Origin of the sequence: Paenibacillus terrae (assembly GCF_000943545.1) — a bacterium.
Taxonomy (GTDB): domain Bacteria; phylum Bacillota; class Bacilli; order Paenibacillales; family Paenibacillaceae; genus Paenibacillus; species Paenibacillus terrae_A.
This window is the reverse complement of sequence record NZ_JTHP01000050.1, coordinates 25,950-51,296: the sequence shown is the minus strand read 5'-3', so window position 1 is coordinate 51,296 and position 25,347 is coordinate 25,950. Positions and strand designations below refer to the sequence as shown.

The following is a 25,347-nucleotide window of genomic DNA, read 5'->3' as shown; positions in this document are numbered from 1 at the left end:
AAGTGCACAAATTACAAAAAGATATGTGGCTGAAGATATTATAGGAGAACAAATAATAGGTGTAGTCAACTTTCCTCCTCGACGGATAGCAGGCTTTAATTCAGAGGTATTAGTCCTTGGAGGAATACCCGAAAAGGGGGATGTGGTTCTATTGAAACCAGATATTAATCTACCTGATGGAACACCTATTGGGTGATACATCGTTCTTGTTTAATCAGTGTAAAAATACAACTTTACAAAAGGCAAGGCACGAACCTTCGAATGATAAATATAGTTTAATGACAAAAGCCAGGATATTCGCTGCGTTCGGACGGCGTAAAAGTACCGGATGCTCAGATTATGGAACGGATTATGGAGCTGGTTTCTGCAGACGGCAATGCGTATGGATACCGAAAATTAACCGTCGCTTTACGCCGAGATTATGGCCTAATCATTAACAAAAAGAAGGTTTACCGATTGTTCAGAGAACTGAACATCCTGCGACCACAGCGAAAAGTGAACTCGTCTTACCCACGGAAACTGGCAGGAAATCGGATCATTACGAATTCGAACCAACTGTTTGAGACGGACATTAAGTACGGTTATATTGCAGGAGAAGACCGATTCTTCTTCATTCAGTCTTGCCTCGATGTTTACGACCGTTCTGTGGTCGCTTACCACATAGGATTGCGGTGCGAGGCCAACGATGTGATCCGAACGCTACAAACGGCCTTGTTTAAGAGACAATTATTTAAGGCGCAAACCAAATCTGTGATTCGTTCAGACAATGGCCCTCAGTTTATTTCTCATGGGTTTGAAGCTGCCTGTGAAAGCTTTGGAGTGGAGCATGAACGCATTCCTCCACGAACACCGAATATGAACGCACATATTGAATCTTTTCATAGGTTATTGCAGGATGAATGCTTAGCTCGCTACGACTTTGAAACGTACAGCGAAGCTTATGAAGCCGTCACTGAATTCATTCCAGCATTCGCGATTTGTCGCCGTCTCAGTTTTATGAGAAAAACCAGACAAAACCGATTCCGATCCGAGAAGTTCGTGTATAATTTCAAAAACGAAGTCTCGATGAGCAAGAGAGAGTTAGTGTCCAAACTTAGGGGGTTAATCCGAGAACTACGTATTCCTTGGTTGTATTAGGATTCCTAATCATTAGCGGAGTTAACACATTAAGGGGACCTTTAAGCTAAATGCCTGGATCATAGTTTTTGTCTATTTACCGCTGTTATTGGCGGGGCTGGGACTCTGAATGGATTTTGTACCTTTCCGAGGGTTGAGAAAAACCTTTCCCGGCCAGACTAACTGGCCCGCTGTGCTGGGGTTCATCCTGATTCATAAATTTGGGCCTGTTTATATCGTTCGCTGGATGGTTTGTAACATTGCGTGCTTGCGTGCTTATGTGGTTTTCTCCATCCCGCCGGACCAGTAGGAGAGATCAGGAATTTTCATTGATTTTAGTGTGAGCACGTCTCGTACCTGCTAATATAGATTAGAGGTGTTATACTCGACTGGTGCGTTAATGAAGGAATATATTCTTTAGCAGAACGAATTGAGAATATTTAAAGCTTATTATCAGTTCCAATTCAGTTTAAATAACCAATAATAACTAAACAGAGAAAAGGTGTGTTCATATGAGTACAGCAAATCGTGGAATCCACATTGGTCCTCCCCGTTTTAAAATAGCCGTTCATTCTGTCGTATGGCTAGCAAAAAGTAACAGCGTTTTATCTAGTGCAATGATTGCGAGTCAAGTTAAATCGCATGCTACATTCATGAGAAGAGTCATGCAGTCTTTAACCATTGCAGGTATCGTGGAGTCAAAAGGTGGACGTGAGGGGGGCTACATTTTACGAAAAGCTCCCGGTCTAATTACTTTAGGTGATATTTATTATGCAGTAAATACGGATATATCAGAATCTGATTTTGATATCGATTGTGGAGATGCCGCTAAACAGCTTGATCTTGAATTGGAAAAAATTCTGTATGAAACTGAACAGCACACTATAAAATATTTAAGTCAGTTTACAATCGATGATGTCGCTAACCGTATAGATTTCTTTTAATTGGTGAAAATTGAAAAAGACTAAGCCGAAATTTATAATGTGCTGATTCAAAGATGCATCTCAAAAGCTTTAACCAATGATGCTACCTTAGTGGTTAAAAGTTATAAGATGTCGCCATATTAGCGACTTTTTATTTTCTTGCTGGATTTTGTTATAACAGTACACTGATCGCTCATCCCCCCAATTGCGCATACTTGTAACTAATGTATAGAGCTTTTTAAAACCCTAGTTGTAAGAAAAGTGATTAAAAGTATACCTCTTCATCGATCATAGTTAGTCGTCTATTGTTGTATTCAGAAGAAAGCATATTTTGTAACCTAACATTCGTACAGAAATAAAACTTGAGATTAAGGAATAAATGAATTATAATGTGCTTATCAAAGTTGCATTTAAAAGTTTTAAATGTGCTTAAAAAAGGCACAATATGAAATGGACTGAGATAAATATCTTACTATAAGGGAGAAATTACTATGTCCAATGTACTTTTTATTAAAGCGAATGATCGTCCAGCAGATCAAGCAGTAAGTGTTCAGATGTATGAGACTTTTCTCAAGACTTATAAAGATACCCATTCTTCTGATGTAATTACTGAACTTGACTTGTTCGTAGAGAACCTTCCTACTTATGGGGATACTGTGATCACAGGCATCTATAAATTAAGTCAAGGTTATGAACTTACGGCAGAAGAGTTGGAAGCCACAACAACGTCCAATCGTTATCTGGATCAATTCCTTGCCGCAGATAAAGTAGTCATTGCCTTTCCACTCTGGAACACCATGGCACCTGCACCGTTGGTCAACTACATCGCTCATATCTCCCAGGTTGGCAAAACATTTAAATTTACTGCTGAAGGTCCTGTTGGTCTTGCCGGTGATAAAAAAGTCGCATTGCTAAGCGCACGTGGAGGAATGTACTCCATAGAGCCGATGGCGTCCTTCGAATCAGCGGTTAAACCAGTGAAGATGAATCTTGGCCTTTTCGGAATTCAAACTACCGATGTTATTATTGAAGGACATAATCAGTACAAGGATCGTGCAGAAGTGATTGTAAAAGAAGGACTTCAAGAAGTGGCCAAAGTAGCATCAACGTTCTAAGACACTTTCCAGGAGGGCTTCACCTGTTTGGTGCCAGCGGCTCTATTGGGCAGATGTTGATACGGCAAGCACTTGAGAAATGTGCTCTTGTAAGGCCTATGTACGCAAAACTGCAAGCCTATTCTAGAAAATAAGAATTATAATTTTGCAAACATTCTTTAAACGTAAAGGCAGCCGGTTATCGGCTGCCTTTACAAATTTAACGTGATCTCTTCGGTAAATTGGCAAATGGAACTAAAGAAACGGTGGGCACGTAACTTTTAATAATGCTATTCGTGTCTTTCGGAGGAAATTTGGGATTAACCACTAAAACAAGAAGGATAGAGATGAATATGAACAGATGTAGAGGACAAGGACGTATATCTAATGGAATCCGCGCTGGCGCTTCAGCCCGGCAGGGAAGATAAAGAAGCTTTTATAAAGGCCGTGGGCATTTGTGGTCATGAACGTTTATACGGCTGCACGCTTACTTACGGAACGATAGAACACGAAAAGAACGCCACATACCAAGACCCCTCAACCAATTGTAAAACGTTTGTCGAAAAAATAAAGTAACAACAAAAACACTTTCCATTGATGAATAATCTGAAAATATGAATAAGTGTTATTGAAGCTGGAGGCACAAAATTCATATGCAGGGTTGGCATGAAAAGGGCAAGATCGAGGAGCAAATCATTTTTCTGACGGATGTACTGGAGAGAACGCTTGAGCAAGCGTAGACATATTTCCGGAACAAAAAATTGATACAGATTTTAGCCGTTCTCTCAAAAAAATTGAAACGTTTCCATCTTAGTGTTATTATAATTTTCATAAAGAGAGATAGGGGGAGTGAGATGCCAAGTATTAAAGATGTAGCTAACTTAGCTGGCGTAGCTGTAGGAACTGTATCCCGAGTTATTAACAACTCGGGCTCTGTAAAACCAGATACACGCAGAAAAGTGGAGGAAGCTATACAAGAACTGAATTATTTTCCTAATGAAGTCGCTCGAAATTTCAAGATGAGGAAATCCAAGATGGTAGCCTTGCTGCTTCCAAGTATCTGGCATCCTTTTTTTTCTGAACTGGCTTATTACATTGAGGACGAGTTGGATCGGGAAGGCTTTAAGCTCATGTTATGTAATAGCGGCGGCAAGCCCGAAAAGGAACTGTATTATCTGGATATGCTACGGCAAAACAAAGTGGCTGGTATTGTCGGCATTACTTACAATGATATAGAAAATAGCGTAAGCAATGACATTCCGATTGTAAGTATTGACAGACATTTCAACAAAAAAATCACTTGTGTGACCTCAGATAATTATGAGGGAGGCCGTCTAGCTTTGAGGGAACTTGTTAAAGCAGGGGCCCAGAAACCGGCTTTTATGGGAAGTGTAACTTCCGTTTTTAGTGAAACCATGAATCGAAGAAAAGGTTTCATTGATGAGGCGAAAAAATTAGGTGTAGACTATGTTGTATACGAGAAACCAGATCCTATTGTGGACGACGAAGCCTATTTTGGCGAATTTCTATCTAAGCATCAGGATGTGGACGGCATTTTCGCTATTACCGATATGTTTGCCGCCAAATATATAGAAAGAGCAGGTAGGCAGGGTATTCGTGTTCCAAAAGATGTAAAGGTTATCGGCTACGACGGCATTCAGGATCATCCTTATTTTCATCCGATATTGTCTACAATCAGGCAGCCAGTGGAGGAGATGGCACGTATGACAATCAGACTGCTTTATAAGAAAATCGAAGGTGAAACTTTAGATCAGCAAGTGTATCGTCTCCCCGTTGTCTTCAAGCAAGGCGAAACTACATGATTTTATTGTAAAAATATCAGCTCATTCGGTCGATTCATAGTATGGATCTAATGACTGACGTTTTTCTTACAGCAAATTGGAAACGTTTCAAAAGTGAAAACATCCTAGTTCAAGAAAGGGGGTGTAATGGTGAATTCAAGAACTAGCGAGTCGGATCATTCTGGATCAAGCCAAATCGAAAAATATGGAACCGGATCAAACGCGACTATTAACTGTATCTGTTTTTGCTATCGCTGGATGAAATGAACACCAACATTCCAGCCTGATTTCAAAGGAGTGAACAGCGGAGCGGAGCAGACCGCTGCCAAGAACATGGTTATGGGAACTCCCAATCGAACCACTATCTGTGAAAGAGAGCGCCCGGCTTTTTAAGGTACGTTTAAACTGATTAAAAGAGGAAGGCGGCCGAAATGAGCACCAAAAGATTGGCTGCCTATAATTTTTTTCGATATGTGAGCGCTGCCCTTAGACATTTAAACTTCAAACTTTTTTCTTTTGGCAGAAGAAAGATATCTCAGTTCTTCCCGATATTTCGCCACGGTTCTGCGTGATAGATACAGACCTTCCTTTCCCAGCAGGGTGGTAATAGCCTGATCCGATAACGGCTTTCGCTTGTCCTCATCATCTATCAACTTTTTAATCCGCTTTTTTGCACTCTCCGATGAAGCAGCTTCTCCGTCCGCTGACGTCAAGGAGGAAGTGAAGAAGAATTTGAGTTCGAACAATCCGCGAGGCGTCTGTATAAATTTATTACTGACCGCCCTGCTGACCGTGGATTCGTGTAAGCCCGTCTTTTCGGCAATCTCCTTTTGGGTGATTGGTTTGAGGAAATACACGCCATGCTCAAAAAAATCCTGCTGCTTTTCCACAATGGCCTTGGCAACCCGTAGAAGGGTCAGCCGACGTTGCTTCAGGCTATTGATCAGCCATTTTGCCGTATTCATCTTCTCATGGATAAAACGTTTGGTTTCACTATTCGGTAGATCCTGCATCATTTGTCGGTAAAAAGGGTTGATCTCAACCCGCGACGCACTAATGTCATTAATCAGGACAAGATATTCACCGTTGGCTTTTTCGACCGTTATATCTGCTATGATGTATTGCTGCTCTTTATGAGCAAATGCTGCGCCCGGGCATGGATTTAGCTTGCGAATTCGATCGGCCATCTGTATAACCTCTCGCCTACCAATTTCAAGAGCATCCGCAATTTTTTGTATCCGATTGTTCGCCAGATCGGCCAGATGGTTGCTCACCATTCTGACTATGCATTCATCATCCATGCCAGCAAGCTGGAGCTGGAGAAGAAGACACTCTTCCAAGCTGTAAGAGGCGATCCCCGGTGGATCAAAACTCTGTATCACCAAGAGCATATCCTCAATTTCGGCTAAGGGAACGTCCAATAGTGATGCGACTGTTGGAACATCAAGTTCTAAATATCCCATTTCGTTCAAATTGCCAATGAGGTACCATGCCACCATACGCTGTGAATTTGTAAGCCCACTTACCAGTCCAAGCTGCCTGTTCAGATGTTCAAACAGGGTATCATTTGGATTGGCAACAAAATCCAGAAAAGTAACGGGGTTTGCACGCTGGACCGATGGATATTTTTCTCCGCCACGATAATGTTCAAGCAGCTCACCTCGATCTTTCTGTGAAAACCGCTCTGCTTCTTCTTTGATACTGCCTATGGACATATTAAACTCCGGCAAATCAATGACTGGATTATCGTTCGCCTGTTCATGCAGATAGGATATTAAATCAGCCGAAGAATATTGCAAGATCGTGATTGCTTGTCGCAATTCGGGCGTCATAACCAGCTTGAATCCTTGTTCCTGTTGTAATCCATATCGTATCATTGACTTATTCAAACTCCTTTCCCGTACATTTCCGGTACAACTTCACAGTCTGTCATTTATGAAAGATCTACTTCTCTAAGCCTATGCAATTCTCCTGCCTAGATGTTAACGTTACCGAGTAATTTTCTCTGATAAGAAACGATTCATACACAAGGCCAAAGCTTGTAGTAATGAGTAACAGTTATTATGTGTGTTGCATTTTTGGTTATATACACTATCTTTCTTGTATATTCATTCATTGAATAACAAAATTACACTGGGGTTGGAGGAATCATTTATGGAAACTTATAAAATTGTCTGCATTGACATTGACGGGACGCTGCTTAACTCGGCGCATCAAATCACGGAAGCAACCAAAGAAACCATTCTCCAGGTTATAAATGATAAGCAGATTCCAGTGGTTCTTGTCTCTGCGCGAATGCCAAAAGCAATTATTCCATTGCAGAAGCATCTTGGTATTTCTGAGCCTCTCATATGCTACAGTGGGGCACTTGTTATAGATAGGCACGGGAACAAGCTGAACACCCGTTATATAGATACGAAAATGACACAGCGTTTGCTTGACAGCCTGGCTGCATATGATCTTCATGTAAGCCTGTATAAGGATGATGAGTGGTATATTGAGCAATTGGATGCATGGGCGCTTCAAGAACGTGACATCACCAATATCGAGCCTCGCATTTATAGTTTTTCTAAGCTTACCAATGGTTGGAGGGAAGAGACTGATGGAACCAGTAAAATTTTGTGCATGGGTGATCCCGAAGAGATCAACCGCGTCCTTCAAGTATTGCGACCCGTATACGGTGAAGAAGTAAATCTCTACTTATCCAAGCCTACTTATCTGGAAATCATGTCAAAAAAGGCTTCCAAAACCGCAGCCATTCAAATTCTGCTAAAAGAGTACCAACTGAAACAAAGCGATTGTCTGGCTATTGGTGACAACTACAATGATATGGACATGCTGGCCTTTGCGGGACTTGGCATTGCCATGGAAAATGCTCCCCTTGAGGTCAAAGCTGTTGCCAACACCGTTACTCTTTCGAATGACGAGGATGGAGTAGCTTATGCGCTGAAAAACAATATTCTGTTCCCTAAATAAGCAGGTTGAAATCAATTTCCAATGACTGATTCTGGCTGGAGGAATACAGATGAAACGAATAGATAAGATTTTAGAGTATATTGCCGAAAGCACCAAGAAAATTTCCAAAGAGGCTTTACTTGGGGGGAAAGGGATTACGGTTGCGGAAATTGCTGATGATCAAAAGATGCTGAGAAACAATGTGAGCAAAGAGTTGAATAATCTGCTGCGTGACGATCTAATCCTTAAAATCAAAGGAAGACCGGTCAGGTTTCTGCACAAGCAGATTATCGAGGACACCTTTCGGGTTCGGCTGAAAGAGAAACAAATTGAGGTCAAAAGCATCAAAGAGGTATTGCTGCCTGACGAACAGGTCGATCCGTTCCATGCCTTGATCGGTTTCAGGGGCAGCATGCGTAACCAGGTTGAGCAGGGGAAGGCAGCGATTCTGTATCCTCCTAGAGGTCTGCATACACTGATAGTCGGGCAGACTGGTGTTGGAAAAACTATGTTTGCCAGGTTGATGTACCATTATGGCAAGTATATGAAGCGGTTTTCAGAGCATGCGCCATTTATCGTTTTTAACTGCGCTGATTATTTCAATAACCCCCACTTGCTACTTTCCCACATCTTTGGTCACGTTAAAGGGGCGTTTACAGGCGCTGATCATGAAAAAGCAGGGCTGGTGGAGAAAGCTGACGGAGGCATCCTGTTTTTGGATGAGATTCACCGTTTACCCCCGGAAGGCCAGGAAATGATTTTCTATTTCATGGATACTCACACTTATAACAAATTGGGCGAAACGGATCGAAAAAGAGACGCGAGTGTGTTATTGATTGGAGCTACGACGGAGGATCCCGGATCATCCATGCTGAAAACCTTCATTAGGCGCATACCCATCACGATCAATATCCCTTCCCTTCAGGAACGTGCTATTGAGGAGCAAATGCTGATTTTGAAGCATTTGTTTGCTAACGAGGCCAATAGGGTAAACAAGCCGATTAGGATTGAACCAGAGGTAGTAAGAGCACTGATCGGCAGCGTCACCTACGGCAATATCGGCCAGTTAAAGTCGAACATCCAGCTGGTATGCGCTAAAGGGTTTTTAAACAGCATACATGAAAACAAAGAAGAAATAGGACTTGATTTTAAAAACCTGCCGGGAAATATCCGAGATGGTTTGTTTAATATTGATAAAACGCAATATAAGATGAAGGAAATGGGATGTATTTCCTCGTGCCTATACATTACTCCAGAAGGAAGAAAAGCTTTGGATGAAGAGGTTGTTTCCGAGCTGCCGTTTAACCTTTACAAACTAATTGAAGACAAGATTGGCATGCTGAAGGAAGAAGGGCTCGACGACGTCTACATCCACAGATTTATTGCTACGGATGTCAATATCCATATTAAAAGCTTTTATAACCGTTTTTATAACACCAAGGGGAGCAGGGAACGAATTCTGAAAATTGTGGACAAAGACATCCTTGAATTCTCCGAGCAGATTAAGGAAATGGCCAAAAAAGAACTAAACCGAATTTACAGCGAGAGATTCGTGTATGCTTTCAGTCTTCATTTAAGCGCCTTTTTCAAGCGCACCAGAGAGAAAAAATACGGTGATGCACGAATCTATGAACCGATGAATGACCATGATGAAGAGTACAGACTGGCCCAGACTATCAAAAGTTTGATCGAGTCTAAGTTCGGTGTACATGTACCGGAGGCCGAAATAACTTATATGGCGATTCTTCTGAAATCTGTTGAGGAGGAACGACAGGGTAGTGTGGGAATTATTGTGGCAGCACACGGCACCAGTACAGCGAGCAGCATCGTCGGCGTCGTAGACAGCTTGCTGGGCAGTTCTAATCTTTGCGCTGTTGATATGCCTCTCGATGTCAGTCCTAGGGAAATTTTGGAGCTTATTATCGATAAAGTAAAGAGGATTGACCGTGGTAGAGGCGTGCTGCTGCTGGTTGATATGGGCTCTTTGCTCAATCTTGAAGAAACTATTATGGAACGTGTTGGAATCAATGTAAAGACCATTGATATGGTTTCAACTCCGCTCACGCTGGAGGCTGTCCGAAAGGCCAGTGTTTTTGACATGGGGATAGAGGAGATATACCAATCGCTAAAGGATTTCAGGGGATATAACAATAGCAGCGCCGCAGTGCAAGTAGTTCATAAGGCAATTGTGACGGTTTGCTCCTCCGGCAAGGGTGCAGCGGTCAAATTGAAAGAGTTTGTGGAGAAAATTGTCTGCGATTTGACAGATGAGAAAATACTGGTTGTCCCGGCAAACGTAAGGGAGTTGGATAAAGTGGTCCAGGATATGCGGTCTAAGCGAACAATTCTTGCCGTGATTGGAGTAAAACGGCCAAGCGAGCCGGAAATCCCGTTTATTCCCTTGGAAAAGCTGATTGAAGCAAGCGGTGAGCAGACATTGAGAGAGCTACTGCTGAATAACAAACAGATCCCTGCTGTGGATCAAAGCGTAGTCGTCAGGGAGTTATGCGAGGAAAGTCTGAAAGAATTTATGACTTATTTGAATCCCCACAAAATTCTGGGAATGGTGATGAGATTTGTGCAAGAGCTGGAACTTGGATTGGAAGTCAATTTTGATTATGCAACAAAAGTCCAAATTTCTACTCACACAGCTTATGCGCTGGAACGCATGGTTATTCGCGATGGACTTGTTTATCAGGGGGAAGTGAAACAGCTCGACCAGCGCATATTCGAGGTGGTAAACCGTTCATGCAGCATATTTGTTTCTGGTATGAATCTTATACTTTCTGATGACGAAAAATATTATATTTGCGAAATGTTGAGCGAAGTATATAACTTTATTCCACAGTAATGGCCAAAGAGTATAAAACGCTTTCATATGTGTATGAAAGCAGCGAGGATTGATAAATAATGATCTGTTCAGACTGGAAAAAACCTCCGACGCAACGGGGGTTTTTTGTTGTTTACAAAATTTCCTTTGATCTATACAGATGTTTGGCACAGAACTTGCATTATAGATATATGTGGAGAGAAACAAAGGGGGTGAGACAGATGATCGGTGTAATTGTTGGGACACATGGGAAATTTTCTGAAGAAATACTGAGGTCAACGGAAATGGTTTTCGGCCAATTGGATAATGTGGCAGGTGTTACGTTTGAACCAGGTGAAAGTGTCAGCGGACTTGTAGAGAAATATAAGGCTGCGTTGGCATCGCTGGATTGGACGGACGGTGTTATCTTCCTTGTTGATCTATTCGGCGGCAGTCCTTATAATGCTGCAAGCCGAATTGCGGTTAACCATGAAAAAATGGATATTGTGACAGGAGTCAACCTGCCAATGATCGTTGACCTTCTTGCAAACAGAGGGATTGAACAAGTGGAGAATTTGGTAAATCTAGCGATCCATGCGGGGCACGATTCCATGATGTCTTTTCGTGCCATTCGAAACAGCCAATCAGAGGAGGAATTATAGAATGCAAATTGCATTAGTTCGTGTTGATGACCGTCTGATTCACGGTCAGGTGGCGACCGTTTGGGTGAAAGAAGCGAAGTGCAACAAGATCATCGCCGTTAGCGATGAAGTCGCAGCGGATACATTACGCAAAACCTTATTGCTTCAGGTGTCGCCGCCTGGAATTAAGGCGTATGTCGTAACGATTAACAAAGCGATAGAGGCTTATAATAACCCCAAATACAGTGATTTTAAAACATTGTTCCTCTTTACCAACCCTACGGATGTACTGCGGGTTGTGGAAGGGGGAGTACCCATCCGCTCGGTGAATGTAGGCGGAATGTGTTTTAAGGAAGGGAAGACACAGATTACCGGGGCGGTCTCCGTAAACCAACAGGATGTACACGCATTTCGTAAGCTGCATGAAAAAGGCATTGAGCTGGAAATCAGAAAAGTAGCCAGTGATCCGAAAATCAACTTAATTACCAAACTGCAGGATCTATGATCGTAAATACCAGGCGGCAACAAGAGAGGAGTTATAGAAATGACTGTTTTTCAAATTGTGATGGTAACACTGGTAGCGGCCATATGTGGCATGGGCAGCGTTCTGGATGAAGGGCAAACCCACCGTCCTCTGATTGCGTGTACGTTGATTGGCCTTGTCCTTGGCGATCTCAAAACTGGCATTATACTTGGCGGTACTCTGGAATTAATGGCTTTGGGATGGATGAATGTAGGAGCATCCATAGCACCAGACGCTGCTCTAGCCAGCGTGGTTTCCACCATTTTGGTCATCGTCGGCCATCAATCGATCGGCGCCGGAATTGCCGTTGCGATTCCAATTGCAGCCGCCGGACAAGTGCTTACCATTTTTGTCAGGACGATTACTGTCTTCTTCCAGCATTTAGCTGATAAGTATGCGGAATCTGCAAATTTCAAAGGAATTGAGCTATGTCACTTTACTGCCTTACTTTTGCAAGGTCTGCGCGTCGCTCTGCCCGCTGTTCTGGTGGCAGTTGCTGCAGAAACGGGCCTGGTGACTGCAATGCTTGACGCAATTCCGGAGGTTATCACAAGAGGACTACAAATTGCGGGCGGCTTTATCGTAGTCGTAGGGTATGCGATGGTCATTAATATGATGGCAGCCAAATACCTGATGCCATTCTTCTTTCTGGGCTTTGTCATTGCAGCTTTTACAAACATTAATCTGGTTGGTTTTGGGGTCATTGGCGCGGTTCTGGCTCTGCTTTACATCCAGTTGAGTCCAAAATACAACCAGCGTAATGAGAATATGGAAGAAATTGAAGAGTTATAGTAAATACCTGACGGAAGAGGAGAGCACTATGAAAGAAAAGAAGCTGACTAAAAGTGATTTAAATAAAATGTTTGTACGTTCATGCTTCCTGTTAGGCTCGTTCAATTTTGAGCGAATGCAGTCGATTGGTTTCTGTGTCACCTTGATCCCGGCGATTAAGCGGCTATACAGCAAGAAAGAAGATCAAAAAGAGGCATTGAAAAGACATCTGGAATTTTTCAATACTCAACCGTTTATCTCGGCGCCTATTATGGGTGTAACGGCTGCGATGGAAGAACAGAAAGCGAGCGGCCAGCCGATTGACAATGCTACCATCAGTGGAGTCAAAGTCGGTCTAATGGGACCTCTTGCGGGAGTGGGTGACCCAATTTACTGGGGGACTTTACGTCCGGTTCTGGCTGCGCTGGGAGCCTCAATCGCCTTATCCGGCAGCCTTATCGGACCGTTTATTTTCTTCCTGCTCTTTAACATTGTACGCTTGGCAACGAAATGGTACGGTCTGAAATACGGTTATCACAAAGGTACGGAGATTGTCTCCGATATGTCGGGAAATCGGTTGCAAAAACTCACGGAGTCAGCCTCCATACTGGGGCTTTTCGTTATGGGCGCACTTGTTTCCAAATGGACCACCCTGAATGTGCCGCTGGTGGTATCAAGATATGTGGGGACGAATGGAAAAGAGGTTATTACGACCGTTCAGATGATTTTGGATCAATTGATGCCTGGACTTTTACCACTATTATTGACCTTTTTATGTATGAGGCTACTGAAAAAGAAAGTGAACGCAATCGCTCTGATTTTTGCTTTATTCGCAGTAGGCATTATTGGGTACGCATTTGGTGTTTTGGCTTAAAACGTGCCGGTCAGGGAGTCATCCTTGGCCGGACTTTGTCGGATTTTTGTGACCAAAACAGCGTAAACATAAGATATTGAGCTAAAGAGATAAATGTAAACGCTTTATTTGTAATGTTAAGAATAACACTTGGTGTTCAAAATATTAAAAGAGGATGTGAAAGATGGTGAAGAGGAAGTTAAGTATGCTGCTTATTTGCTTTATGGTATTTAGTTTACCGTTAACTCCCGCCTTTGCAGCGGATCTTGGTTATTACGATGAAACTTACCGTAATCAGATTCATTTTTCGCCTGAGGCTAACTGGATGAACGACCCGAATGGAATGGTTTATTATAAGGGTGAATATCATCTTTTTTACCAGTATCATCCTTATGGAACGAAATGGGGACCGATTCATTGGGGGCATGCGGTGAGCAAAGATCTTATTCATTGGGAACATTTACCGATTGCATTATATCCAGATGAAAACGGTCAGATTTTCTCGGGAAGTGCCGTGATCGATTGGAACAATACAGCAGGGTTCGGAAAAGAAGCGATGGTTGCGATCTTTACTCATTCCGGGGATAACGGCCAGGTTCAAAGCATTGCGTACAGCTTAGATAGAGGCAGAACCTGGACTAAGTATGAAGGAAATCCGGTAATGCCGGATCCCCCGATATCGGATTGGCGAGACCCTAAAGTATTCTGGCATGAAGACTCCAGACAATGGGTGATGTCTTTGGCCGCAGCGAATAAAGTAATGTTTTATACTTCCCCCAATTTAAAACAGTGGACCTATGCAAGTGAATTTGGTGAAGATAACGGAATACAGGCCAACAGTCTGGATACCACTTCGTACGCTATGTCTTCACAGGAAGGCGGTTCATTCACCTATGAGGGAGATATTACCCTTAATAAAAAGAATGGCAGGGAAGGCTCAGGAGGTCTGGTTTTTCGTGCTGACAAGAATGCGAAAAACGGTTATGTCGTCAGCCTGGATGCCAAAAATGATGTCGTTACTTTAAATAAGAATGTCGATGGATCGATAACAGAAATTGCAAGCAAGTCTTTAGCCCTGAGAACCTCATCAACTTACAACGTGCAGGTGGACGTATATGGTCATGACATTCATGTGTTTGTAGATAATCAGTCTGTAATTAAAGAAACTGATACTGAATTTGATTATGGTTATTACGGTCTGACCGCCTGGAATTCAACAGCTTCCTTCCGAAATGTAAATTTCAAGAACACCTCTAACTTTGCAACCAACCTATCTAATTGGGCGGCTGTAACCGGCCGGTGGGAAGATACCTTGGAGGGGAAAAGCGGTACATCAGCAGATGATGCTTTTATCATAAGTGGTAAGACTGGGGATAACTTTATATATAATGCGATTATTGATTTGTCAGAGGGAGGAGATGAAACAGGATCACTTATTTTCCGAGCGGATGCTGATGCGGAAAATGGATATATGGCGAGTATCGATGCTTTAAACGATAAAGTGAAAATCGTGAAAATGGAAGACGGGAATAGAACGGTTCTGGCCGAAACCACAGTAACGCTGGATACTTATCAAAGCCATGATTTAAAAGTGAGCACATTAGGAACAAATATAAAGATGTATCTGGACGGAAATCTCATTCATGATATCGATGATGCAACCTTCCTGTCCGGCCATTTTGGATTACATCTTTTGCACTCTTCTGCGATATTTCAGGATGTTCAATTGGGTAGAAATATCATGACCGATGAGAAAGAAATCACCAATCATGATTTTGAAACAGGCGATTTAACCGGATGGACTGTGACCCAGGGTGATACTTTTTCGGATGATCATGTATCCAGTGAAGCGACTTATTGGGGTGGATCCTTCGGACATGAAGGGAATTATCACTTGTGGGGATATTCCAAGCTTCACGAGGGAGATGAAGCAACGGGTGAACTGCATTCCTCCTATTTTAAACTAGGCGGTTCCGGTGAAATCAATCTATTATTAGGAGCAGGCGATGATGGCGACAATACCTATGTATCATTGGTCAGAGCAGCCGACGAACAAGAATTGATCCGCCAGGCCAATACAAGATTTAATGAGGAAAAATATTCAAAATACGTATGGGACGCGTCCAAATATATTGGTGAAGTGTTATATATCAAGGTAGTAGACCATGCAAAAGATGGTTACGGTCATATAAATGTTGATGATGTTAATGTTTATAATGAAGGGATCATATCGGATAAAGTTGACCAGGTTGCAAAAGAGCCGGAGAAAACAGATATGAAACAAAGCGGACTCCTCACAGATTGGTCCGCTGTTTCTGGACAGTGGATTCCTTCCACAAACGGCAGCATCGGAGGAGTATGGGAATGTCCTACGTTAGTCGAATTGCCGGTTGATGGCGACCCTTCAAAAAGAAAGTGGGTCCTACAGGTAAGTATAAATGATGGTGCTCCGGCAGGCGGATCGGGCATGCAGTATTTTGTAGGCAGCTTTGACGGTAAAACGTTTAAAAATGAAAATACTTCCGATAAAGTATTATGGACTGACTATGGAGCTGATTTTTATGCTGCTGTGAATTGGAGTGGAGTAGAAGGGAAGAATGGTGAGAAATATTGGCTCGGCTGGATGAGTAATTGGCAGTATGCCAACGATACACCCACCTCAACGTGGAGAAGTTCAACAACACTGCCGCGGAAGATGGAGCTCACTCAAACCGCAAAGGGTCTACGTTTAAAACAAACCCCTATTTCGCTAAAAAGCATTCGTGACAGAGGGGATCGTATATCATATACCAATAAAATGATATCGGGTAACAGCCATCTTCTTTCTAATTTATCAGAAGATACATTTGAACTGATCGCTTTGTTTGATGTATCAAATACGGAAGCAACAGAATTTGGCTTTGAAATCCGTAAAGGAAGTGAGGAAAATACAACTGTCGGTTATGATGTCTACAACGAACAATTATTCGTAGACCGGACTCATTCAGGAGATTTCGATTACGGAAGTAGTGTAGTTGGTAAGCATGAGGGACCATTACATGCTAAAAACGGCACGGTTAAATTGCAGGTTATTGTTGATAGATCAGCTGTAGAGGTGTTCGGCAATGATGGTACGACAGTGATTACCGATCAGATATTCGCGGATTCTGCAAGCAAAGGACTAAAGATCTATAGTAAGGGCGGAAATGTAAAGCTGAAATCTTTGGACCTATATCCTCTAAAGAGTGTATGGAAAGAAAAGAACTCTTCTTTTAAATCCAACTTATCAGGTTGGACCACCGTTAACGGGAAGTGGGCGGACACCATTCATGGAAAACAGGGACAGAGTAAGGGAAATGCTTTTATAGTATCAAAAGTGACCGGCAGGAATTTTGTATATGAAGCCAATATAAACGTGCCAGATACAGATTCCCACCCTGGTAATTCTGAAAAAGATTTGATAGATAACTCCATTGGAGCGGGTTCATTGGTTTTTCGTTCTGACTTAACAGCAAAGAATTCGTATGCAGCAAATGTTGATATAAAAAATAATATTGTAAAATTAATTAAATTTGTTGATGGGACCGGATATGAAATTGCGACATATAACAATGATGGAAAACTGGATTTACAGCCAAATACAGATTATCATCTCAAAGTAGAAGCGCAAGGCAATATCACTAAGGTTTATTTGAACAATAAATTAGTTATCGACACAAAAGATCAAACTTATAAAGAAGGATACTTTGGTCTCAATGTATGGGATACAACGGCTTTTTTTAATGAAGTTAAAGTGAAACTAAAACATAAAGATGAATGATTAAGAAAAGTTAAATAATGATATTTGTATCTCTATGGATTTAGTTTGTGTCGCCGCACAGCGATACAAACTTTTTTTAATTATTTGGTCCATTTTCAGAGACAGAATACTTAATCCTGTTTGGTTCAATGTACATCGACACAAAGTTTCCAATCAAAACTACCCTATGTTTGGTTTGTTCAATTCGATTAAATACGAACAAAAATTGCTCTTCCAACTTTATGCCTTTCCCACTTGATATTCTGCTTACAATGTATTCTTCAACCCATATATAGAAGGTATCGTCTTCAATCATAACCGCTTCTGCAAATTTCCTGCTTAAGCTTGGATTTTATAACTTAATGATGGGGGCATTATCAATGAATAAGGATGATGAGAAATTACTGCAATATTATCTGGAACTCAAAGGCCCGAATGCGGGAGAATGGAACTCCTCTCCACAGTGCATTCACACATAGTTGGTGACAAGGTATTACGTAAAGAAGACATTCGATATTTTTGTCACGACCAGCGGCTCCAATTCACCCAACCGGTCCCGAGGGACGCTGATCTCCTGTTCGCCGTATTCACTCACCACCGTTTTCTTGCTTTTTCCGTTACGGCTGTTGCGTGTCGTTTTGGCTTGGACTTCATGTTTCTCATAGCCCAGATGGGTATCCAGCTCGGCCTCCAACATCTCTTGCAAAGTTTCAGCAAATAACTCTTTTAAAGCCTTCTGTGCATCTTGAGCCGTCACCAGCTTATTCTCTTTGATGAACGCTCTCAGTTGCTGTTTCGTCCAAAGTCCCATGTGCGCTCCCCAACCTTTCTTTGATTACCATTTTAATGGTTTGGGGAGTTTACACAATCTATTTTACAGACTCAATTTTTCATACTCGTTGAGAACATCGTGTAATACATGATGTTCTCAAATAACTTGTTTTCGCTAATCTATAAGTTAAAGAACGGGTTATCTCGCTTATGAAGGGTATACCTGATTCCTTTTAAACAATCCCCATACCTGTTCGGCCATGTATTTCGGTGAATGTGGCATGTTATTTATAATCCACCATTCGATTACCCCAATGAATGCAAAGGCCATAAAGTGCGTGATCAATAGCTTGTCATACCCCTTATTAAGGTCCTCCATATTGACTTGGTCTTTTATGTTCCCTGTCACGATCTCTAACATATGCTCCCGAAATGCAGGGATTCCTTTATTCGAAAGCATGGAAGCGAAAAACGTATGGTTCTGCTCAAAGTATTGAAAAACAGGTAACAAAGAATGAATAAAATCAACCTTTTCCTGATTTGGATCGGTTGAGATGCAAACGGAGATCATTCTGCTCAAATGCTCATCGATGCATTTGTTAAGAAGATCGTATTTATCGGTGTAGTGAAAATAAATGGTTCCCCTGTTAACATTCGCCCGATCCGCAATCTCATTAATAGTTATTTCTTCAAAATCCTTCTCCGAGATCAAACCTATAAATGCATTAAATATGGCTGCCTTTGTTTTTAGGATTCTACGATCAATTTTAACTCCCATAATGTATAGCCTCCAGAAGATATTTAACAAATTATTTGAATCCGTTGAATATAAAACAAAAATCACTTTTTTAGCGATTGAAGAAATCAACATAATCCATATAATAATAACCAACGAACGTTATATATTCAACGAAAGTTCGATTAAGTTTTGTTATAACCTAAATGCTCATTGAGTTATCAGCACATTCTTGCAATATAATATCGAGGTGATCGACTAATGAACATAACGCTTTTTGGTGGTAGTGGTGCAATTGGGAAAATTTTGACTGAGGTAGCAATTCAAAACGGGGATAACGTTACCCTTTATGCTAGAAATGCGGGGAAAATTGGACAGAAACATGAGAAGCTAAATGTTGTCGAGGGTCAATTATCTAATCAAGACTTGGTGGAACAAGCACTATCGAATGCTGATGTCGTCATTAGCACATTGGGACCCGCACTCGATACGTCCAGAAAATTAAAAGGTACCCCTGTTGCAGATGGTCATGAGATTATTGTAAATGCGATGAGGAAGTTAAATAAGAAACGACTCATTACACTTGCTACTCCAACCTTGAAATCTGATAAGGATCGGAATTCGATTGCCACAGTTGTACCAGGAATTATGGCCAAGGTGATGTTTCCGAATGGTTATCACGAAATGAAAAAGCTTGAGAAAATCATCAAGCGATCTTCTTTAGACTGGACAGTAGTTCGGATTATTAATCCAAATGTAAGGCATAAGGAAAACGTTCATTATGCTTACTCGCTAGGCGATCAGCCAGCCAAGATGGGGGTATCCCGAGAAAATATCGCTAAATTTATGTATCATGCAGCTTCCGAGCCATCCTTAATTCATCAAATGCCGATTGTATACAACAGTTGAGAAATGATTCGATCTGTTTATCAAGTGAAGGGAGAGGAACGAAATGAAAGTAGAGATTTGGTCGGACATTGGCTGCCCATTTTGTTATATCGGAAAACAGCGTTTCGAGGACGGGCTGGGGCGGTTTGCATCCAAAGATAAAGTGAATGTGGAGTACCGGAGCTTCCAGCTAGATCCTTATGCCGAGAAATACCCTGCTTACGATGTACACGACTTGTATGTTTCAAAGCATGGTGGCAGCAGAGAAGAAGCCAAGGCCATGCATAAACAATTTGCCCAACAAGCGAAGAGTGATGGAGTGGATTTTCGATTTGACCGAATAATCCCTACTAATTCGCTCGATGCGCATCGATTGATCAAGTTTGCGGGTACCTATGGCAAGAGTGCGGAAGTGTTGGAGCTTTTGTATAAAGCGTATTTCACAGATTCCAAGCATATCGGCGACGCGGACACACTGGCCGACATAGCGGCGGAAGCCGGTATGGATCGCGAGAAAACGATCAACGTGCTGGAAAGCACGCAATATGCGGATGAAGTTCGTGCAGATGGGCGCGAAGCAAGCAACCTTGGAGCTAAAGGTGTACCATTCTTTGTCATCAACCGCAAATATACGATTTCAGGCGCAGCACAATCAAGCGAAGTATTTCTGGAGGCGCTGCAAAAAGCATGGGACGAGGAACATCCGCTGATGACGTTAGATACGACTCTAAACCAAGAATCAGGCAATGTTTGCGAGGATGGTTATTGTACGCCAAAAAACAGTTGACGGAGGCGCCATTAAAGTAATCGTAAAACAGCGGCAGTCCAAGACTTTATTTTCTCGTCCATAGCTGCCGCTGTTTCTTTTATTGGAACTCTTTGGGTTTTAATGCTTGGCGAATCAGTTGATTGAATTGACTCATATGGTGATCAAAACTGAATTGTTCGTCAGTGGCTGTACGTGCAATAAGGCCGTCAATCAGCGCATATAACCAGAGAGAAAGGGTCTCCACATCATAATCTGGATCTACTTGTTTTTCATGAATAGCACTTGTAAGCAGATTTTTGAATGATTCACGCATGATGATATCACTTTGATTGAAGACATGTCGCACACCCTTATTGCGTGAAGCTTCAGCCAAAATTTCGATCCATAATCTCTGGTCCATAGGATATACGGGATTACTGACACAACTAGTTATAATCGTCAGAATCTGTCCGAGAGGATCTTTTTCGGTTTCTTTAAATTCCATTTTGGATAAGGCATGGCGCTGTTCTTCTTCCACCAGTGCAATAATAAATGCATCTTTACTTGGAAAGTGGCGGTACAGATTCCCTGCACTCATTCCTGCTTCTTTCGCAATTTCGACAATGCCTGTTTTGTGAAATCCATTGCGTGAAAAACATCGAACAGCAGCCTCGATGAGCAAGCGTCTGCTATCGTCTTTTTGTTTCATTCGTTTCGATTTAGGCGGTTCAGAGTTATTCATTGTACTTCAAATGTACAGGGATACCTTCTTGGCTCTTATCCCTGCAACCTCCTTGTTTCGCGAAATAATGTACATCCATCATACCATGTACATTACCATAGTCTGCATTTGGATTAAAGTGTATTAAAGACTGGACGCTCTTTATTATCAATATCTCCAAGCAGAGGTAAACGAGACAGCATGTTCGCCAAGAAATAAGAGTCCCAAGGGAAATGTTCAGTGATCCCTAGACCGACTACATCATAGGATTTGGCTACATCTTGCAAAACTCGGATAATGGTTTCCATACTTGATCCTTGTGGGAAGCTCTTGGTGTATTCTTCGTATGTTCCCGGATAAGCAACCAGAAGAGAACGGAATTCTTTCATATCCAGTACATCCAGATCAAAATGAATAATAATCTTGGACGGTTTTTTCTCAGCTAGCCATTGGAGCACTTTAGAACTATCCTGCTTAATTTCATCGGGACCTACAATATCTAATTTCATGTTTTTCATGGGCTCTGAGTGAAGAGCATCGATCATGTCGTTCAATCCTACATATAGGATTTGTTCAGGTTTAAAAAGATGAGGAACCTCTGCAACAAATTCCTGATCACCTACACCAAGCAAATTGGCAAGAACATGAGCATGATGATTTTCAAAGTCTTCAGGGATCGAGACATCAGGGTGAGCATCTACCCATAACAGAGCAACATCTCCATCATATTTCTCATTCAAATAAGAAAAAGGAGCAAGTTCTACACTGCAATCCCCTCCAAGGACAACGATACGTTCAGGGTTATGTTTATGAATTAGACTTTTGGCTGATCTAGCTTGTTGCAATACGGTACTTTTGGCAATTATACCTTGTTCTTTTTCTACATTAGGGTTCAGATCGACGGGTACTTCTTCAAAAGGACCATTAGACTTGGGAGCAAGCCAGTTTAACAAGTGAGCTCCCAGAACGTAAGGAGGGTTGTTCCCTCCTTGCCATTGAGGGAATAACAAACGCAGTGTACGGCTTGTATCCATTTCATTCATAAGAAATTTCTCCTTTTATTTAAGTTAGTGAACGTTCATTCACTGAAAATGATACAAGATTACTTTTTATATTGCAAACCCTAAATAACAGGGAATGCCTATTTGAAATTATGCTGATTATACAATGACAATCATGAAATTCTAAAGGAAGCTTTTTTATCTTTTATTATTTTTGACACTCTTGGTCAATACTATAAAGATAACAAAAAGAAGTGTATAGCAAATGAGAAAAATTCTTTTTGATAAAGAAGGAGCAAGCCGATGGCAGTTAAGACAAAGAGTAAAGAAAGATAGAAACGCTCATATACTAAAGGCAATTCACGACATATAGAAAAAGTGTCAAATTGTTTTTTTAATTTTTATATTGGATAAGATAATAAGTTTGTGTAATCTATATAAGTTGAACTAAAGATTAGAAAACTAGGATCAGGAATTTCAACCCTGCTTGTCAATAGTTAAGAAACCATATTCGGATAGGTAAGGAATGAGGATGAACAAATCATTAGAGTGGAATGAAGTCATGCAAGCGATGAAAAATACGAAAGATCGCCGCATGTATGATCGATTTTTAATTAAAATTTCATGCTTTTGAGTAAAGGAAAATAAGTAAAGACTTGATGTAAACATGATGAACTAAAACACATGAGAGAATACTTTGTTTTGTTTCCTTTCATTATCGTATATTTCATCTGGCAGCATTATTTCATCGAAGGAATTACACTAACTGATTTGATCGTTATCTAACCACAGTAGAATGTGGGAAAATGTGGGATAATTATGGTTGCTTTCAGCAGCGATATACATAGGACGGGAAGTGGGAAATCCAAGTGAGACTTTTCCTAAGAATTTTAGTAACGAAGTTTTACTGATATAGAGCATCAAGTACGGGTACGCAACGAACGCGGACAATTCTCAGCACATTTTCAGTTATTTCGCAAGGAGCTGCAGAGAGGGGATATCCAGCAAGCGGATATACTCGTACTGCCCACATTAGCATGGAGATTCCCCTCCCCCAATGGATACGATTCCAATACCAGAACTGGCGAGGTACAGGACGGACAGGAATTAATGAAGAAAAGAAAAACCGAGGTAGTTCAGCAAACCTGGAGCTGTCATATATACGAGTGAGACAAAATGGAATCAACCCGGGCAATACCAAATCTGCGCTGCTAAGAGTCATTTCCTCCGTTGTGGCAGATATAGATTCCTCTTCATAGGACGTCATGTACCAGGATTCATCATCTCTCACGTCTACATGTTGCAGCTCAGCCTCATCTACCGCTGTACCCGTACCGGAACTCGCTGATACGATTGAATTCATTGGAATAGATGGATTTTAACCTGAAAAATATCGAGGGGAAATCATTTTTTTCATCACTATATTGTACAACCGGTTGTCTATAAAGTGGGATGTAAACGAATACAACAATTGAATTCATCATGTTATTATGAATCCACAGCAAGAAAGAAGTTAATCCTGCTGAGTAAAAGGAAATATAAAACAATTTGCAAGGAGGATTTTTTCAACCCTTTGGGATTGGAAATGGATTTAAACCTAGCTTCGAAAACTAACATACCAGGAGGAATTAACATGTCAAATTCAAAAATTAAAATCGCCGTAGCTTGTGGAAGCGGAGTAGCAACTTCTACTATCGCGGCAGATGGAGTGAAAGAGGTATTAAAAGAAGCAGGAATTGAACATTACGATATCATTAAAACGAGTATGACGGAATTACCGAATATTATTGACAACGTCGATATTGTTCTGACAACTAATAATTTTAAAACCGATGAAAAACCATATATGAACATCATGGGATTTGTAACAGGGCTTAATGAAGAAAAATTGAAAAATCAATTGGCTGAAAAACTGCTGGATTTAAAAAATAGTTAAGGTGGTAGATCATAATGGATACTGTGCATAATATTATTAAATCTATTACTGATATGGGAGCAACAGCGATTTTACCAATAATAATCACCGTATTAGGTCTAGTTTTTCGAATGAAAATTGGAAACGCTATCAAATCCGGTCTTTTAGTTGGGGTAGGCTTCTTAGGTTTAACATTAGTTGTTGGCTTGCTCAATTCCTCCCTAAAACCGGCAGTTGATTATTATGCAAAAATCGGTTCTGGATTTACAATTGCAGATATTGGATGGCCAGCTGTAGGGGCGGCATCTTGGGTGCCTCCTTTTGCAGCATTAGCAATCCCTCTTGGTTTAATTATTAATCTAGTATTAGTTCGACTTAGATGGACAAAAACGTTAAATGTGGATATATGGAATTACATGCATTTTCTAATCCCAGGAGCTTTGGCTTACTTTCTTTTTGACAGTTTCTGGTTAGGGTTGGTAGTAACATTGGTGATGTCTGTTATTGCTCTATTCGTTGGTGATTTAATTGCTTCAAAATGGCAAGAATACTTTGGTTTAGAAGGTACAACCTGCACAACTATTATTTATTCAGCTTGGGGTTATCCGATTGCCTGGCTGGTAAATAGAATCATTGATTTCATTCCTGGTTTAAATAAATTGGAGTTTTCTCTGAGTAAAATTAATAAAAAAATAGGCGTTCTCGGGGACCCAGTTATTATTGGATTTATTGTTGGGTTAGTTTTAGGGGCAATTACTAAAAGACCTGTTACAGAGATAGTGACTATGGCCACAGGGATAGCTGGAGTTATGGTATTAATGCCTAAAGTTGTTGGAGTGATGATGGACGGGCTATCTCCAATTGGGAAATCGGCAAAAGACTTTATGATTAAACGCATGGGGAATAACTCCAATCTAAATGTGGGGATGGATATTGCGCTAGGCTTAGGCGATCCGACTACTATTACAACTACAGTCGTTTCTATTCCAATTGTTATGTTATTGGCACTCATTTTACCTGGAGTTCAGTTCTTTCCAATAGGACTGTTAATGTCTGTTACCTATATTTCTGTAATGTGTACGTTAACAAGTAAAGGAAATCTATTCCGTTCTATTGTTTCGACAGTAGTATTTTGTATTATCACATTTTATTTGGCAGGATTTGTTGCACCAGGTGCAACACAGATGCTTAACAGCGCAGGTGTCGAGTTAAAAGGTTTAGGGACAGATGTTACTTTTTCTGAGATATGGAACTTATTAATTTATTGGGCAAGCACTTTAGTTAAATAAAGACTAGAGAAGA

The 25,347-nt window shown here is 41.2% G+C and carries 21 protein-coding genes and 3 pseudogenes; 18 read left to right on the top strand and 6 right to left on the bottom strand.

The annotated features are described in order from the left end of the window. From QD47_RS21090 to QD47_RS21065, 6 genes and pseudogenes are all read left to right on the top strand, one after another. Window positions 1-196: pseudogene (locus QD47_RS21090) on the top strand (tRNA-binding protein); the annotation flags it as partial. Window positions 197-339: 143 nt separating this feature from the next. Further along, window positions 340-1,137, top strand: coding sequence for a DDE-type integrase/transposase/recombinase (locus QD47_RS21085; RefSeq protein ID WP_082067262.1), 798 nt, complete (start codon window positions 340-342; stop codon window positions 1,135-1,137). A 491-nt stretch (window positions 1,138-1,628) separates the two neighbouring features. Continuing rightward, the gene (locus QD47_RS21080) at window positions 1,629-2,060 is read left to right on the top strand and encodes an RrF2 family transcriptional regulator (protein ID WP_044647973.1); all 432 of its coding nucleotides are present in this window, start codon (window positions 1,629-1,631) and stop codon (window positions 2,058-2,060) included. A gap of 443 nt (window positions 2,061-2,503) precedes the next feature. Next, window positions 2,504-3,154 (top strand): FMN-dependent NADH-azoreductase, encoded by a 651-nt coding sequence (locus QD47_RS21075; RefSeq protein ID WP_044647972.1) that lies wholly within the window; start codon window positions 2,504-2,506, stop codon window positions 3,152-3,154. Window positions 3,155-3,520: 366 nt separating this feature from the next. Further along, on the top strand, window positions 3,521-3,709 hold the full coding sequence (locus QD47_RS21070; RefSeq protein WP_044647971.1) for a hypothetical protein: 189 nt from the start codon (window positions 3,521-3,523) through the stop codon (window positions 3,707-3,709). Window positions 3,710-3,987: 278 nt separating this feature from the next. After that, complete coding sequence (locus tag QD47_RS21065; RefSeq protein WP_044647970.1) at window positions 3,988-4,956, top strand: LacI family DNA-binding transcriptional regulator; 969 nt, start codon at window positions 3,988-3,990, stop codon at window positions 4,954-4,956. A gap of 473 nt (window positions 4,957-5,429) precedes the next feature. Here the strand turns inward: QD47_RS21065 and rpoN are convergent, their stop codons facing one another. Next, a complete protein-coding gene (rpoN, locus tag QD47_RS21060) occupies window positions 5,430-6,812 on the bottom strand; it encodes an RNA polymerase factor sigma-54 (protein WP_044647969.1) in 1,383 nt (460 codons plus the stop codon). 277 nt (window positions 6,813-7,089) lie between these two features. Between rpoN and QD47_RS21055 the strand changes: the two genes are divergently transcribed. The 8 genes and pseudogenes from QD47_RS21055 (at window position 7,090) to QD47_RS21025 (ending at window position 17,286) form a co-directional block, all read left to right on the top strand. Continuing rightward, window positions 7,090-7,911 carry a Cof-type HAD-IIB family hydrolase gene (locus QD47_RS21055; protein WP_044647968.1) on the top strand — a complete coding sequence of 274 codons (822 nt, stop codon included), beginning with the start codon at window positions 7,090-7,092 and terminating at the stop codon, window positions 7,909-7,911. 49 nt (window positions 7,912-7,960) lie between these two features. Beyond that, complete coding sequence (locus tag QD47_RS21050; RefSeq protein WP_044647967.1) at window positions 7,961-10,741, top strand: sigma-54-dependent transcriptional regulator; 2,781 nt, start codon at window positions 7,961-7,963, stop codon at window positions 10,739-10,741. Between the two features lie 200 nt (window positions 10,742-10,941). Beyond that, window positions 10,942-11,361 carry a PTS sugar transporter subunit IIA gene (locus QD47_RS21045; protein WP_025723237.1) on the top strand — a complete coding sequence of 140 codons (420 nt, stop codon included), beginning with the start codon at window positions 10,942-10,944 and terminating at the stop codon, window positions 11,359-11,361. Window position 11,362: 1 nt separating this feature from the next. After that, window positions 11,363-11,845, top strand: a complete 483-nt coding sequence (locus tag QD47_RS21040) for a mannose/fructose/sorbose PTS transporter subunit IIB (RefSeq protein WP_044647966.1) — start codon at window positions 11,363-11,365, stop codon at window positions 11,843-11,845. 39 nt (window positions 11,846-11,884) lie between these two features. Beyond that, complete coding sequence (locus QD47_RS21035; protein WP_044647965.1) at window positions 11,885-12,655, top strand: PTS mannose/fructose/sorbose transporter subunit IIC; 771 nt, start codon at window positions 11,885-11,887, stop codon at window positions 12,653-12,655. Continuing rightward, entirely contained in the window at window positions 12,624-13,508 is an 885-nt protein-coding gene (gene manZ / locus QD47_RS21030; RefSeq protein WP_268794263.1) for a PTS mannose transporter subunit IID, read from the top strand. The genes QD47_RS21035 and manZ overlap by 32 nt, the downstream gene beginning before the upstream one ends. A gap of 113 nt (window positions 13,509-13,621) precedes the next feature. Then, window positions 13,622-14,313, top strand: a pseudogene (locus tag QD47_RS33945) (glycoside hydrolase family 32 protein); the annotation flags it as partial. Window positions 14,314-14,349: 36 nt separating this feature from the next. Beyond that, window positions 14,350-17,286 carry a GH32 C-terminal domain-containing protein gene (locus tag QD47_RS21025; RefSeq protein ID WP_327204681.1) on the top strand — a complete coding sequence of 979 codons (2,937 nt, stop codon included), beginning with the start codon at window positions 14,350-14,352 and terminating at the stop codon, window positions 17,284-17,286. Between the two features lie 496 nt (window positions 17,287-17,782). On the opposite strand, the pseudogene QD47_RS21015 reads toward QD47_RS21025, so the two are convergent. Together QD47_RS21015 and QD47_RS21010 are read right to left on the bottom strand one after the other, a co-directional pair. Continuing rightward, window positions 17,783-18,076 (bottom strand): annotated as a pseudogene (locus tag QD47_RS21015) (transposase); the annotation flags it as partial. Between the two features lie 168 nt (window positions 18,077-18,244). Next, a complete protein-coding gene (locus tag QD47_RS21010; protein ID WP_176716834.1) occupies window positions 18,245-18,814 on the bottom strand; it encodes a TetR/AcrR family transcriptional regulator in 570 nt (189 codons plus the stop codon). 219 nt (window positions 18,815-19,033) lie between these two features. Between QD47_RS21010 and QD47_RS21005 the strand changes: the two genes are divergently transcribed. Beyond that, on the top strand, window positions 19,034-19,681 hold the full coding sequence (locus tag QD47_RS21005) for an NAD(P)-dependent oxidoreductase (protein ID WP_044647962.1): 648 nt from the start codon (window positions 19,034-19,036) through the stop codon (window positions 19,679-19,681). Window positions 19,682-19,724: 43 nt separating this feature from the next. After that, entirely contained in the window at window positions 19,725-20,447 is a 723-nt protein-coding gene (locus QD47_RS21000) for a DsbA family oxidoreductase (RefSeq protein WP_044647961.1), read from the top strand. A gap of 79 nt (window positions 20,448-20,526) precedes the next feature. Here QD47_RS21000 and QD47_RS20995 read toward each other — a convergent pair whose 3' ends face one another. The 3 genes from QD47_RS20995 to QD47_RS31760 all read right to left on the bottom strand — a co-directional run bounded on the left by QD47_RS20995 (window position 20,527) and on the right by QD47_RS31760 (window position 23,493). Then, window positions 20,527-21,150, bottom strand: a complete 624-nt coding sequence (locus QD47_RS20995; RefSeq protein ID WP_044647960.1) for a TetR/AcrR family transcriptional regulator — start codon at window positions 21,148-21,150, stop codon at window positions 20,527-20,529. 113 nt (window positions 21,151-21,263) lie between these two features. Beyond that, complete coding sequence (locus tag QD47_RS20990; RefSeq protein WP_034095032.1) at window positions 21,264-22,172, bottom strand: arginase family protein; 909 nt, start codon at window positions 22,170-22,172, stop codon at window positions 21,264-21,266. Between the two features lie 862 nt (window positions 22,173-23,034). Next, window positions 23,035-23,493 (bottom strand): hypothetical protein, encoded by a 459-nt coding sequence (locus QD47_RS31760; protein ID WP_152643840.1) that lies wholly within the window; start codon window positions 23,491-23,493, stop codon window positions 23,035-23,037. Window positions 23,494-23,763: 270 nt separating this feature from the next. On the opposite strand from QD47_RS31760, the gene QD47_RS20985 reads away from it, so the two are divergent. Both QD47_RS20985 and QD47_RS20980 read left to right on the top strand, forming a co-directional pair. Next, on the top strand, window positions 23,764-24,066 hold the full coding sequence (locus QD47_RS20985) for a PTS sugar transporter subunit IIB (protein ID WP_034095039.1): 303 nt from the start codon (window positions 23,764-23,766) through the stop codon (window positions 24,064-24,066). A gap of 14 nt (window positions 24,067-24,080) precedes the next feature. After that, entirely contained in the window at window positions 24,081-25,334 is a 1,254-nt protein-coding gene (locus tag QD47_RS20980; RefSeq protein WP_044647959.1) for a PTS transporter subunit IIC, read from the top strand. Window positions 25,335-25,347 lie beyond the last annotated feature (13 nt).